The organism is Sulfurovum sp. AR (genome assembly GCF_000296775.1).
Lineage (GTDB): Bacteria > Campylobacterota > Campylobacteria > Campylobacterales > Sulfurovaceae > Sulfurovum > Sulfurovum xiamenensis.
Genome location: NZ_AJLE01000003.1, coordinates 139,107 through 153,191, shown reverse-complemented (window position 1 = coordinate 153,191; position 14,085 = coordinate 139,107). Strand labels below are relative to the sequence as shown.

At 34.6% G+C, this 14,085-nt stretch carries 13 protein-coding genes and 2 tRNA genes; 6 read left to right on the top strand and 9 right to left on the bottom strand.

Annotated elements, in window-relative coordinates; translation table 11 throughout:
- Nucleotide 1: 1 nt before the first annotated feature.
- On the top strand, nt 2-772 hold the full coding sequence (locus SULAR_RS03900; protein WP_051002492.1) for a reverse transcriptase family protein: 771 nt from the start codon (nt 2-4) through the stop codon (nt 770-772).
- A gap of 425 nt (nt 773-1,197) precedes the next feature.
- Here SULAR_RS03900 and SULAR_RS03895 read toward each other — a convergent pair whose 3' ends face one another.
- The 4 genes from SULAR_RS03895 to SULAR_RS03885 all read right to left on the bottom strand — a co-directional run bounded on the left by SULAR_RS03895 (nt 1,198) and on the right by SULAR_RS03885 (nt 2,288).
- Nucleotides 1,198-1,407: a hypothetical protein gene (locus SULAR_RS03895; RefSeq protein ID WP_008243178.1), complete on the bottom strand. Its 210-nt coding sequence runs from the start codon at nt 1,405-1,407 to the stop codon at nt 1,198-1,200.
- Between the two features lie 94 nt (nt 1,408-1,501).
- A complete protein-coding gene (locus SULAR_RS03890; protein WP_008243172.1) occupies nt 1,502-1,720 on the bottom strand; it encodes a cold-shock protein in 219 nt (72 codons plus the stop codon).
- A gap of 312 nt (nt 1,721-2,032) precedes the next feature.
- Nucleotides 2,033-2,185: a hypothetical protein gene (locus SULAR_RS11110; RefSeq protein WP_155993757.1), complete on the bottom strand. Its 153-nt coding sequence runs from the start codon at nt 2,183-2,185 to the stop codon at nt 2,033-2,035.
- A gap of 26 nt (nt 2,186-2,211) precedes the next feature.
- Nucleotides 2,212-2,288 (bottom strand) — tRNA-Met (locus SULAR_RS03885).
- A gap of 554 nt (nt 2,289-2,842) precedes the next feature.
- Here SULAR_RS03885 and SULAR_RS03880 point away from each other — a divergent pair.
- From SULAR_RS03880 to SULAR_RS03860, 5 genes are all read left to right on the top strand, one after another.
- Nucleotides 2,843-4,060, top strand: a complete 1,218-nt coding sequence (locus SULAR_RS03880; protein ID WP_008243171.1) for a TolC family protein — start codon at nt 2,843-2,845, stop codon at nt 4,058-4,060.
- Nucleotides 4,053-5,348 carry an efflux RND transporter periplasmic adaptor subunit gene (locus SULAR_RS03875; protein WP_008243170.1) on the top strand — a complete coding sequence of 432 codons (1,296 nt, stop codon included), beginning with the start codon at nt 4,053-4,055 and terminating at the stop codon, nt 5,346-5,348. Before SULAR_RS03880 ends, SULAR_RS03875 begins: the two co-directional genes overlap by 8 nt.
- A 9-nt stretch (nt 5,349-5,357) precedes the next feature.
- Nucleotides 5,358-8,486, top strand: a complete 3,129-nt coding sequence (locus SULAR_RS03870) for an efflux RND transporter permease subunit (RefSeq protein ID WP_008243169.1) — start codon at nt 5,358-5,360, stop codon at nt 8,484-8,486.
- A gap of 450 nt (nt 8,487-8,936) precedes the next feature.
- A tRNA-Leu gene (locus SULAR_RS03865) sits at nt 8,937-9,021 on the top strand.
- Between the two features lie 218 nt (nt 9,022-9,239).
- Nucleotides 9,240-10,949 (top strand): YdiU family protein, encoded by a 1,710-nt coding sequence (locus tag SULAR_RS03860; protein ID WP_008243168.1) that lies wholly within the window; start codon nt 9,240-9,242, stop codon nt 10,947-10,949.
- 34 nt (nt 10,950-10,983) lie between these two features.
- Here SULAR_RS03860 and SULAR_RS03855 read toward each other — a convergent pair whose 3' ends face one another.
- The 5 genes from SULAR_RS03855 to SULAR_RS03840 form a co-directional block, all read right to left on the bottom strand.
- Nucleotides 10,984-11,637: a hypothetical protein gene (locus tag SULAR_RS03855; RefSeq protein ID WP_008243167.1), complete on the bottom strand. Its 654-nt coding sequence runs from the start codon at nt 11,635-11,637 to the stop codon at nt 10,984-10,986.
- A gap of 101 nt (nt 11,638-11,738) precedes the next feature.
- A complete protein-coding gene (locus tag SULAR_RS03850) occupies nt 11,739-12,233 on the bottom strand; it encodes a DUF1772 domain-containing protein (RefSeq protein WP_008243166.1) in 495 nt (164 codons plus the stop codon).
- Between the two features lie 135 nt (nt 12,234-12,368).
- Nucleotides 12,369-12,680 (bottom strand): hypothetical protein, encoded by a 312-nt coding sequence (locus SULAR_RS03845; protein WP_008243165.1) that lies wholly within the window; start codon nt 12,678-12,680, stop codon nt 12,369-12,371.
- Between the two features lie 246 nt (nt 12,681-12,926).
- Nucleotides 12,927-13,061 carry a hypothetical protein gene (locus SULAR_RS11405; RefSeq protein ID WP_255344705.1) on the bottom strand — a complete coding sequence of 45 codons (135 nt, stop codon included), beginning with the start codon at nt 13,059-13,061 and terminating at the stop codon, nt 12,927-12,929.
- A gap of 175 nt (nt 13,062-13,236) precedes the next feature.
- Nucleotides 13,237-13,965 (bottom strand): Sir2 family NAD-dependent protein deacetylase, encoded by a 729-nt coding sequence (locus SULAR_RS03840; RefSeq protein WP_008243164.1) that lies wholly within the window; start codon nt 13,963-13,965, stop codon nt 13,237-13,239.
- Nucleotides 13,966-14,085 lie beyond the last annotated feature (120 nt).

Here is a 14,085-nt window from a genome sequence, read left to right as displayed (position 1 = left end):
AATGCAAGATTGGATTTATCATAATATTTTGAAAAAAACACAAATAAGCCATCATGCACATGGGTTTGCAATAAAAAAGTCTATTATTACTAATGCCAAAATACATGTTGGTCAAAAGCAACTTTTAAAACTAGATTTAAAAGACTTTTTCCCATCAATAAAACTTAATCGAATAATACATGTCTTTTCCTCACTAGGATATCCCAATATAATTGCGTATTATCTCGCTACTATATGTAGTTATGAAGATGCTCTCCCTCAGGGAGCATCAACAAGCCCAATGTTAAGTAATATTATTGCAAAACAATTAGATAAACGCTTAATAAGTTTTTCAAAAAAATTTAACTTGAAATACACTCGATATGCAGATGATCTAACTTTTTCGGGAGATGAGATCCCAGCAACTCTTATAAAATATATTACCGATATTATAGAGGATGAAGGGTTTAAACTTAACACTACAAAAACGAGACTTTATCAAGAAAAAAGTAAGCGGATAGTTACAGGTATATCGGTTATTGGTTCAAAAATAAAAATACCGAGAAAGTATAAAAGAGAACTCAAACAAGAGCTACATTATATTTTTAAATATTCTTTAGAATCACATATTTCTAAAAAGAAAATTCGAAGATTAGATTATTTATTATCCTTAATCGGAAAAGTCAATTTTTGGATTTCAGTAGAGCCTGATAATAAAGAAGCTATTAATGCAATAGAAAAATTAAGTATCTTAAAAAATAAGATACTTATAGAAGATAGTACCAAAATATAATAGATTGAAAACTAGAATTTGAGTATAAAGTAGGAGAAAATACTCAATTTTATTGGAAAGAGATAAAAACTAATAATTTTTTAGTGTTGATAAGTGTTTGAAAATCATTTTGGCAGAGTCTGCCAAATATGTATGTTAATTGTATGCCAACAGCCAACTGTATAATTTATAAATGCCCTAAAATAGGGTGTTTGAGGGATTTAACCTAGTGTTCGAATCCCTCACTGTCCGCCACTTCAAGAGTAAATACAAATCAATATAGACCAATAACTCCCTAAAAAATATTACTGCATCAATATAAAACAACAGAAGATATATACAATAGCACTAATAAATTATCGAAATGTAAAATAAGATATGTTGTTAATGAGAGAGTAGGGATATTAAGATATGGAACAACAGAGTCGATCAGACTCTGTTAAATCTTATATATTGTCAGATTTTTTTTCTATGATTTTGAGGTTAAGCCAAGATGGTGGATTGTAAAAATTAAGTTCACTTTGCTCCCAGTCATTTTTTTCACTATGACGAGTATGTAAGATCCCTTTAATCAGAGTATATTGTATCCCTGTGATACAACTAATAAGATTATGCCCTTCTTTTAACGCTTCAAAAACAGCTTCTTTACTTTTCATACGTTTTCCCTTTAAGCAATTCATAAAAAGACCTATTGGTCTCTTTATAGAAGTGTTTAAAACATGGACAGATTTCTCTGTCCATTAGATGGTCTTAAAGAGCAGTAACGTTCTCAGCCTGTGGGCCTTTTTGACCTTCACCGATCTCAAAAGTCACTTTTTGACCCTCATTAAGAGAGACACGGTCGTAACCATTGCTATTAATTTGACGATAGTGTACAAATACATCATTTCCGCCATTTTCTTGTTCGATAAAACCGAAACCTTTTTCACTGTTGAACCATTTTACTGTTCCGTTTACTTGAGTTGCCATTGCAATTCCTTTTAGTTGTTGATACACTTCATTACTGATGTGCTGAAAATATAAAGTGGAGTGTTCTTTTTCGGGTGGATAATACTGTAAACTAAAGGTAAGCAATAAAAGTCTAGCCAAAGATGAAACTCTAAATCATCTTTCAATATATTATTATAGCTGAATATTTTGATAATAGCAAATTATATGAAAAAATAGATATTATTTATGTCTCTTGTAAGTTTTAAAAATGAGACATAATTTTATTTGAAAGTTATTATACAGTTACACTATTTGTTTAAAAATAGGGAAATATTATTGATATTAGTGCTGTTATTTCATGAGGTCATTTTTATCTAAAAGTTTTTTGGCAATATTGATTGATAAGCCTGATTTAGAACAGGCAATATTAAATTGTTCATTATCATTTAAAAGTCTAATTAATACTTTTAGTCTTGAATGTTTAGATATATTATTGATTGACATATTTTCTCCTTGTGTTTTAATGTAATTGGTTGCGGAAGATGGATTTGAACCACCGACCTTTGGGTTATGAGCCCAACGAGCTACCAGACTGCTCTATCCCGCGATAATAAATATTGAAATATTTAAGTATGTTTGATTAAATTATAGATTAGTGAAGGCTACAAAATAGATTTTCATTGTATCCATATAAACTTAACTAAGAATAAATATATACATATGGGAAGGATTTTAGACTTAGAACATAAAGTGGTATATGGCAGATTCTGCCCAATATGTATGTTTATTATATGCCAACAGCTAACTATTTAATTTATGTATACTCTAAAATAGGACATTTAAGGAATTTAATCTTGTGTTCGAATTCCTTCCTCTCTGCCATATAATCCTTATAAAGCCTAATATAGCCCTATTTTTAAGACAATATAACCAATTTAAGTTTTTTATTCTATGTAAAAGTGATACCTATGTGATACCATAGTTCTTTACATGATCATCAACAATTTTATAACCATATAGTCTTTCCTTGTATGTAAAAATGGCCTAATGCAAAAAACGTGGGGCTAAATTGTCATAGTTGCAATTGTAAATTCATAAACACTAAAAAGCTCTACACACTCTTTGCACATGTGAAATATATAATACTTAAGTATTATAGAAATGTTGGGAGAAAAGGGAATGATTAAATTTACATTAGTGCTTTTATTTTGTTCAAGTATTAGTGTACAAGCGATAACATATAGTGATGCACTTGAAAAGATTCAAGAGCATGAAGTGATACAATCTGGAAACTTTAAAGTTAGAGCTATTCAAGAAGAAGCAAAAAGTAAGGGTTCATGGGGTGACCCTGTTTTTAAAATTGCAGCGAAAAACTATCCAATTGATACGTTGGCTAATGATCAAACCCCAATGACCGGAATTGACTTTGGCGTATCTCAGAAAATACCATTGACTAATAAATATGAAGTAAAAAAGAGTGCCTTAGAAAGTCTATCGCAAGCATATAGATATAATATAGAAAACCAAAAAGAGCTTTTAATCTTAAATTTTTGGAATATTTTAATAGAAAATAGAAAATTATCTGATGAACTTATTATTTTAGAAAATAATAAAGACTGGATTGAAAAAAACCTCAAAGTAAGCAGTCGATTATATACGATGGGAAAAGTTACACAGCAAGCTATACTGGAAATTCAAATTAGAAGCTTTGAACTGGATAATATAATTAGTAATAAAAAACATGAGCTCTCTAAAATTAAGGAAAAAATTAAATACTTGACAGGTCATTCTGAAATCGAAGAAAAGTCTATTCCATGGAACTCTTTAGATACATTTTCAACAGATAATATAGATTATAGAGAACTTGAGTTTCAAGAAAAAGTAAAAGCAAAACAACACGCTATAACAGCATCAAGTTTAGATCTTATATCTGATATAACCATTTCGCTAAACTATACACAGCGATCAAATATAGATATGGTTGGAGACTTTATTGGCGTATCTATTAGTTTTCCATTGCCATTTTCTGATAAAAAGTCATCAAATTATAGTAAGTCTCTGTATGAAGAATCTAAAACATTGAAAGAGTACGAAGTGTATAAAAAGTCTAAAAATAGAGACATTATGCTTAAAACGCAGGAAATCAAAAAATTAAACAGTGAATTAAATGTATTGAATAATAAAATAATTGGATTCGCAATAGATGCCAGAAAGATTATTTCAAAATCTTATGGAGTTGGGAAGGCTACCTATATAGAACTTTTACAGAGTGAATTGAATCTACAAAATATTCTTTTAAGAAAAGTAGCCCTTGAGTCAAAGAGAGATCTTGAACGAGTATCTTTAAAGTATATAAAAGGGGACTTGTTCGATGAATAGATTTTTTAAAAATATACTAATGTTTGTAATTTTATTGAATATAAGTGTTTGCTTAAATATATTATACGCATCTACTGATAATTTAGAATTACATAATCATACTGATGTTTATTATACTTGTTCTATGCATCCTCAGATACGAGAAAAGAAGCCAGGTAAATGTCCTATATGTCATATGAATTTAACAAAAATTGAAATTGATGGTGAAATGCTAAATGCATCTGATGTACAACATTCAGACAAAAAACATTTAAGTCAAAATGCTGAAAAAGTAGTAGCTAATGTAAAACTCAGAAAAGCACAGTTGAAACACTTTAAACCTGATTTTTTCCCTGTAAGTGAGATGAAAATGACAAAGAAGATAAGGCTGTTAGGTTTAGTACTTCAATCTGAACAAACAGAAAGTAAGATACCTGCACGAGTGAAAGGTCGTGTTGAAAAAGTGTATGTAAAATCAACAGGAAGCTTTGTAAGGATTAATGACCCTGTTATTGATTTGTACAGTCCTGAATTGATAACTGCTGGTGAAGAGTATTTAATAGCTAGAAAAAGCTATGAATTAGATAAGGATAACTTGTTTAAAGAGATGTTAGATGAAAGTGAAAAAAAGCTTAGTCTATGGGGTATCAAAAAGTTTCAATATGATAATTGGTATAAAAATGGAAAAGTGCCTCGTACTATTACTATCCATGCAAATACAAATGGTGTTGTTATAACAAAGAATGCAATAGTAGGAAAGTACTTTAAAGAGGGGGAAAACTTTTTTGAACTTTGGGATTTAAAAGATGTTTGGGTAGAGATGGATGTTTATGAGAGTGATGCATCATTAGTTAAAATTGGTCAAAAAATCGACTTAATGTTTAGTGCTTTACCAGGGGAAATATTAGTTAGTTATATTGACTTTATAAACCCATTTTTAGATATTAAATCTAAGACATTAAAAGTAAGAGCAACGATAAAAAATGATTTGGGTAAGTTAAGACCAGGTATGGTGGCAAATGCAGTGTTAAATATAGAAATGGATGGTAAATCTTTAGTAGTGCCACGAACAGCAATTATTGATACGGGAAAGAGAAAAGTTGTGTGGGTTAAAGTAAACAATAGAACTTTTCAAGCAAAAGCTGTACTGACTGGATACGAGTCTGAAGGTTATATAGAAATAAAAAATGGTTTAATAAAAAATGAGGAAGTCGTTATTGAAGGTAACTTTCTTTTAGATGCTCAAGCACAACTTTTTGGTGGTTATGAAGATATGAAAACAACTACAGAAATGATACACAATCATTAAGGATGTAAGATGATTCAAAATTTAATTGAATTAGCTATTCGAAATCGTGCAATGGTTGTCATAGGTTTTGTAATTATTGGGTTATTGTCAGTGTTTAGCTTGAATACAGCTCGCATTGATGCAATACCTGATATTGGAGAAAACCAGCAAATCGTGTTTACAAAATGGCCAGGTCGTTCACCCAAAGATGTTGAAGCACAGATAACATATCCCTTAAGTGTAATGATGCAAGGGATTCCTGGAGTCAAAAATATTCGTGCTAGTTCTGCATTTGGTTTTTCTATCATTTATGTTATTTTTGAGGATGATATTGACTTTTATTGGAGTCGAAGTCGTATTTTAGAAAAACTTTCAACGGCTACTTCTGAACTACCTTCTGAAGTTACTCCAACTATGGGACCAGATGCAACCGGTCTTGGACAGGTGTTTTGGTACACACTTGAAAATAAAAAAGATAGTAAACATCCAAAATCTTTAGCAGAACTTCGGTCGTTACAGGATTTTTATGTTCGTTATTTACTTCAAGGGGTAAAAGGTGTAAGTGAAGTAGCTAGCATAGGTGGGTTTGTCAAAGAGTACCAAATTGATGTCGATCCTAATAATCTTTTTGCTTATGATGTCCATTTTTCCACACTTGTAAAAGCGATTCAAAATAGTAATATTGATGTAGGTGCTGAAGTTATTGAAGAGGGTGATAGAGAATTTATTGTTAGAGGAAAAGGTTTTTTTAAAAACATTAGTGATATTGAAAATGTCGTTGTAGCTGTTAAGAACAATTCTCCTATAAGAGTAAAAGATTTAGCAAGCGTTCAGATAGGGGCAGGTTTCAGAAGGGGCGCTCTTGATAAAAATGGTATAGAATCGGTTGGTGGAGTAGTTACCATGCGTTATGGAGAGAACCCTCAGGAGGTTCTTGATAATGTTAAAACTAGATTAGAAATTGTAAAGAAAGGATTGCCAAAGGGAGTTGAATTAGTACCTTTTTATGATAGAACAGAAGTTATAGAAAGAACTATTGGTACAGTCTATTCTGCTTTAACACAAGAAATTATTATTTCTATTATTGTAATTATGTTGTTTTTATTACATTTCAAGTCCTCTGTACTTGTTTCATTGACACTTCCACTAGGTGTCGGTATTAGTTTCATTCTTATGAAATTATTAGAAATAGATTCAAATGTAATGAGTTTATCTGGATTGGTCATTGCCATTGGTTCGATGATTGATATGGGTATCATAATGACTGAAAATATATATGCTAATTTAGCTCAAAACCCCAATGTCTCAAAAGAAGACAGAGTTGAAATAATTGTAAAGGCATCCCGTGAAGTTGGCCCTGCAATTTTAACTGCAGTCTCTACAACCATAGTTACATTTTTACCAGTTTTTGGTTTGGAAGATAGTGAAGGAAAGCTTTTTGGTCCTTTAGCCTGGGCAAAAACCCTTGCTATGTTCGGTTCAGTTACTGTTGCGATAGTCTTAGTACCTGCCTTAGCAGTCTATTTTCTAAAAGGAAATTTGAAACCAATTGAAAAAAACCCTGTAAGTAATACGATTGTAAAAACTTACATTCCGATACTTCATTGGATGCTGGAACATAGAAAACTTTTTTTAACTCTACCTATAATAATATTACTTTTGGGAGGCTTTGCTTATTCTAAATTAGGAAAAGAGTTTATGCCATCATTGAATGAGGGTGAAATCTTATACATGCCAGTTACGACACCTGATGTGAGTATGACTAAGGCACGAGAAATATTGGCTTATATAGATAAAAAGCTTCAAGAACATCCGCTTGTGGCTGACGCAATAGGAAAGTTAGGAAGGGCTGATACCGCCATAGACCCTGCGCCAATTTCTATGTTTGAGACAGTAGTAAAGTTAGTTCCCAAAAATGAATGGCCTGATGGTATTTCTATTTATGACATTATGAATGAGCTTGATGAAGAACTTCAAGTTCCTGGACTTGTAAATGCATGGTTGTTTCCTATTGAAAATAGAATCTCTATGATATCAACAGGTATTAAAACACAAATTGGTGTAAAGGTCTTTGGTGATGATTCAAAAACATTAGAGGAAATATCAGCACAAATAGGTAAAGAAGTTGAAAAAATTAGTGGAGCATATGGTGTTTATGCAGAAAAAATTACGGGTAAACCATATATAGAATTTGATATAGATCGAATAGCAGCAAGCAGATATGGAATAAATACAGGAACAATAAATAAAATTCTTCAAACAGCCGTGGGTGGTATGACTATTGGACAGTTTTATGAGGGTAGAGATAGATACTCTATACGAGTACGATATAAAAAAGAACTTCGAAATAGAATTGATGAATTAAAAAAAGTCCTTGTTCCTAGTCCATTAGGACATCATATACCAATTGTTGAGCTTGCTAATGTCCAAGTAGTAACAGGGCCGTCTGTTATTCAGTCAGAAAATGGAATGCTTAGATCACTGGTTTTACTTAATGTAAGAGGCCGTGATTTAATTGGATTTGTAGAAGAGGCAAAAAATAAAATTGATAAGATTAACTTGCCAGAAGGCTATTCAATAGTTTGGGCAGGTCAATATGAAAATCAAGTCAGATCTAATAATAGATTGATGGTTTTAATGCCACTGGCATTGTTTATCAATTTAGTGATTATATATTTTGGTATAAAAAGTTTACGAAACGCAGTAATTGTATTCTCTGCAGTTCCTATTGCATTTGCAGGAGGTTTAATTCTTTTATGGGTTGGTGGTTTTAATACTTCTGTAGCTGTTTGGGTAGGGTTTATCGCTCTTTTTGGAATAGCTGTTGATGATGGTGTTATTAAGATGACATATTTACAACAATCAATGAAGAAAAATACACCTGATAATTGGAATGAATTAAAAGAGACTATTATTGAGGCAAGTTCGAGAAGAATAAGACCACTTCTTATGACAACTACAACAACTGTTGCAGCATTACTACCTATAATGTGGTCGACAGGCACTGGTAGTGAAGTAATGAAACCAATGGCTATACCAACACTTGGTGGAATGCTGGTAGAGTTAATTAGTTTGTTTGTTGTACCAATAGTTTTTTCGTACTTTGAACATAGAAAAATTTTGTTAGCAAAGAGAGATGAAGGTAAAGCTAAACAGTAGTTTTTAATTGTATATAAGTGTACCCATCTCCAATAAGTAGACCAGCACTAAACTGATAATTTCTTGCTTTGATTATGCCGTTCTAAAAATTTGATCAGGATTAAATCTCCTGCATACTTCTTTGACTTAATACGTGCCATTTACAACCCTCATTTTGGCAACCAATTTTTATGAAACATAAGACTATTAGATGAAAGTTTGGGTAATATGTTACTTATAAAGTGTCCTATTTTTAGGGCTTTATAAGGTTATCTGGGAAAGTTTAAGAAAAGATAGGAAATAGATTATTTAAAATCCCTTACTGTCCGCCACTTAATAAATTCCTAATACATCACGAACAAATCACTTTTTTGAAATATTTTAGTCTTTTACTTATTTGAACAAAAGTCTAATTTTTGTATCATTCGATATAGAAGTTAAATAAATACACTTTTGTTGTAATAATCACATGCGGATGTGGTGAAATTGGTATACACGCCAGACTTAGGATCTGGTGCTTTACGGCGTGGAGGTTCGAGTCCTCTCATCCGCACCACTTAATTTAATCAACCTTCTTATACTCCCCTAAAACACATACTTTCAGACTAACCAATCTTTAACTCTGCCAAATTTATCCTTTGCTTCATCTATTATTATGTTTCATTTGATATAGTGGCGAACAAAGATGAAGATTTGAGTTAGCAGCTGGATTAACTATAGAGACGGCTGTTGTAATATGAAAATGTCTGTACGTTTTTAAAAGAAGGAAAATCTATGAAAGATACAAACAATACCTCTGCAACGGTAGAGACGCTCGACGATCTTGCAGCGTTGGTGGATTATTCACTCATGGAGACGTTAAACACTGATCCAGAGGCAACTTCAGACGGAGTTGATCACACACCGCGACAAGTCTTCTCTGGACATTATGTCCCTGTGAACCCTACACCTATCGAAGAGCCTGTGTACATTGCGCACAGTGAGAACTTCTTTCACGAACTTGGTTTTAGCGACGCTTTGGCAACATCAGAGGATTTTATCCGTATGTTCTCAGGCGATAGCTCGCAGCTGCCAGAACCGATGAGTCGTATGGGTTGGGCTACAGGCTATGCACTTTCCATTTATGGCTCCGAATACTATGAGCAGTGTCCATTTGGAACAGGTAATGCATATGGTGACGGTCGCGCCATTTCCATCCTCGAAGCGGTGATCAACGGGAATCGATGGGAGATGCAGCTTAAAGGTGGCGGTAGAACACCTTACTGCAGGGGTGCTGATGGTCGTGCCGTCTTGCGTTCAAGTATTCGTGAGTTTTTGGCACAAGAGCATATGCATGCCCTGGGTGTGCCGACATCACGCTCTTTGAGTCTGTACACTTCAAAAACAGAGACAGTAAGGCGGCCATGGTTTACCAATGGATCGTACTCAAGAGACCCTGAAGTGATGATCGAAGAGGCTGTTGCTATTACCACACGGGTTGCACCTTCTTTTCTACGGGTGGGTCAACTCGAACTTTTCGGACGGCGTGCACGTAAAAAGGAACATCCAAAAGCGATCGAAGAGCTTGAACAGATTGTGTTACACCTGATCGATCGTGAGTACAGTGACGTCATTGACAAGCATTTACCTATCCAAGAAAAAGTGATCCTGCTAGCAAAAGCGTTCCGAAGTCGACTCACTGCACTGGTGGCAAACTGGATACGCGTGGGCTATTGCCAGGGGAACTTCAACAGTGACAACTGTGCGGCAGGTGGATTTACTCTTGATTATGGACCATTTGGATTTATCGATATGTTTGACCCGAGATATCAGCCATGGACGGGTGGCGGTGTTCACTTCTCATTTCTCAATCAGCCGCAAGCTGCCGAGCGTAACTTTTCTATGTTCTGCCTGGCGTTGAAACCACTGCTGGCGTCGAATCAGGATGCTCTGGATCAATTAGATGAGATAAGAGAGGGCTTTCCTCAAGTCATGCAGGGTCAAATGATAAAGATGTGGGCTTCCAAGCTTGGACTAGAAACCTTTGATGCATCACTTTTCAATGAACTTGTAAAACTGATGATAGAAACCTCTGTCGATTATACGATCTTCTTTCGCGAGCTCTCTACGGTCCCTGAGGATATCTCTCCACTCACTAAAAGCTTTTACGGTGACGCCGTACTCAATGAAAAGATCTTAAAACGCTGGTCGGAGTGGCTGGAAAAATGGAGATCGCTCGTTGATGCCACGACGAGCGAATCACGCGAAAATCTTTCTAAGCAAATGAAAGCCTTTAACCCAAAATACACTTTGCGGGAGTGGTTTCTTGTCCCTGCCTATAAACAAGCCACCAAGGGGGACTATACACTGATTAAAGAGTTGCAAGAAGTGATGACAAACCCCTATGCTGAGCAATCTAAAGAGATAGAGGAGAAATACTATAGAGAAAAGCCCTCTGAGTTCTTTGAAATTGCCGGTATATCCCATGTCAGCTGTTCGTCGTGATTTTCAATTATAGAAGGGACTGAATGCTTAATGGTTATGAACGTTCGCCATCAAGCCAATAAGCTACCCCTGCAAAGAGGAAGTACATTATAAGTGCTGATATCGCCAAGGATATTTCAGTGTTCCCAAAGGGTGGCCCAAATATATTAACGGCATTTACTAAGAGAAGGATCATTACGAATATACCCATGCCATATCTTCCTATGGGTGATCTTGCTGTAGTTCCACTCAGGTAGAGCCACAGTCCCCCGATCAAGAGGACTGCTTCAAGAGTATATGTTGCAATGGCATTGTTCCACAGTCCAAAACCAAGTTTGGTGGAGGTATCGCTCCAAAGTGGTAGATCCGGTGTATGAACGATGAGGTCAAAAAACCAATGCGAAAGTACAGCGATCCCCATTACCAGTGCAACTGATTTCTTTCCTCTAGACACAATTCGATACAAGATATAGATAAGACCCGCTAAAAGAATGGATGCAAGCAGACTGTGTGTGTAGGGCATATATTCCAGTTCAAAGTGAGTTGATTGAGTGAAATTTTCGATGATATTGATTTTTTCTATCCCTAGAAGTACAAATGGGAAGAACAGGATGTCAACGAATTGTACCGCTAGGAACAACATTCCCAGTGAGGCGCTTTTCTCAACCTTTTTCAGAGCAAAACATGCTGCATAGTGACCTATAAACATCTAACTCTCTTCTCCTTCTGGATTTACGTTCAAAATAAGTAATTTAAGAATCATTTGAGCATTTTTGAACGTTTTTCTGTCATTTGTCGGGCTTCATACTATCATAGTCTAAAAAGTAGATAGATCAATAGTAGGGTTACGAGGCATGACAACACCGTCCTGATCTTGTTCCAACGATTCCAACGTACTTCGAACAATTCTCGGGCCGCTTTATATGTCGACTCACTTTCAGTGTGGAGATCTAGCGTTTGTAACTTATTGTTCAGCGGTACATTGATGGTGGCCGTTGGTAATTGGACACCGAAGAGATAGACAAGTGCTGAGGAGATGATGAGAATGCTTCCAATGCTATCGAGTTCTCCTATGCCCAGTACAACCGAAGTGATCAGCACTAGAACTGAACCGACCCATACCAGCATGAATATCGGTTGATTATTTTGAATAACGCCATCGATCACCTGAAAAGCACGGATAAACCCTTTGTCATTCAACTTTTTTATACCTGGCATCACTACGACAGCAAAAGCAAATAAAAATCCTGATACAAGAGAACACAGAAGCGTAGCCAATATCAATGTTATCTGAAATATTTCCATGGGTCAATCCTTTTTCAGTGTACTATCTGACAGTCTCTAACCATTTATAAAGGAACAATGGCTCCAATCTACTCTATTGAAGGTTAACCAGTATATATAAAGTGTTTTATTATACTATGACACTACCTTGTGTGTTCATCGAAATGTAAAATGAAATATTACTGAGATAAACAGAACAAGACCGATAAAACTCAAAAGAAAACCACCATAAAAACCACATTTCAGGGCAGTATACATAATATTATATGAATACCAATTCAGTCCCTCTGATAGGGTTAATTTTTCCTTATTTAGCAATTTGGTTTGAATTTTTACTCTCTTATCAATGATACCTTCTGTACCAATTGCATTTTCATGATTTTTTTTCTCAATATAATCTATCTCTCTTTTTTGTACCCAACAAAAATATGAAATTACCAATCCCACAATAATCAATGTCAATCCCATGAGAATCCTTTTTAGTAATAGTACTTCATTGAATTGTATAAATATAAATTATATATTAACATAATATTATTAGAATTATATTACAGAGAGATCGCTCTTTAGATGTAATGAATTTTAGTCGTTTATATCAATGAAAAGTAGTAAGATGAAAATAGAAAGTTTTATAGCTTATAAGAAGTCATGCCCAGAAGAGGGCATGTTTTAAGGTCAGGTTATTATCCCGAAAATGGAAGGAGTCAGAGATAATTAAAATACCATATCTAAGTGAGGTGATGTTTCTGGAATATAGATACCTGCATCATCATACGCTGCCATGTGATGTGCTGAAGCTACCGATGCCAAACCTGCTACAAAAAGTAATGCTATCATAATTTTTTTCATATTATTATTTCCTTTCTCTATTTAAAGATAAGGCAATGATAAAACAAAAGTGTGAAATAAGTATGAATAAATAAGATTTAACAATATACTCTTTTATCAGATTGAAGAAAATGTAAAGTCATTATATTTTAAGGCATTTAACCTAGTGTTTGAATCTCACTCTGTCCGCCATAAATTATAATCGATTATCCATATGATCTTTGATAATAGCCATCATCTCATCCATTGCTTCACCCGCTTTTTTCTGAATAAAATGCTCAAAGTACTCATCTATGTATGTATGAGGGGCAAATTTATTTGCAGTCTCCTGACGTTTGGGATCAATGAGAATTGAGTGTTTAAACTCTTTTGCAATGGGAACAATGTCGATCACAGTGCCGCTGGTACCAATAGCGATGAAAAGAGTACTATGCCGGATAGCCTCTTGGATGTGGCTGTACTCTGGTGCAGCTTCGCCAAACATAACAACATTATGTCGGACCCTTGTATTGCCACAATGCGGACAATGCTCATTGCCCTCTTGAGGTGCATAACCAACATTAAATGTTTCTGTACAAGCTTCACATCGTAGATCAGTGAGTGTACCGTGAAGGTGGATCACATCTTTGGCACCCGCTTTCTCCATAAGGTTATCTATATTTTGGGTGAGGTGGATGATTCTACCACGATAGTCATATTCAAGTTGGGCTAGCACCTTATGCGCAGGATTAGGCTCTTTAAATTTAAGATCACGTCTTCTTTCATTGTAAAAACGGGTAACATATTTGTGATCTTCAATCCACCCTTGCGTAGAGCAGACTTTCATGACATCGTGATTTTCCCAAAGACCATCATGATCCCTAAAGGTATGGATGCCACTTTCGGCAGAGAGACCGGCACCGCTTAATATCATAATCTTTTTCATGTTAACCCTCTTCATATTACTTTTTAATTATACGACAATTCATAGAACGAAGTAAAGACAATGATCAGTATGATTGTGTCGTCATGAAAAAATATCGACTGTATAGTCATTTGGCAGAGT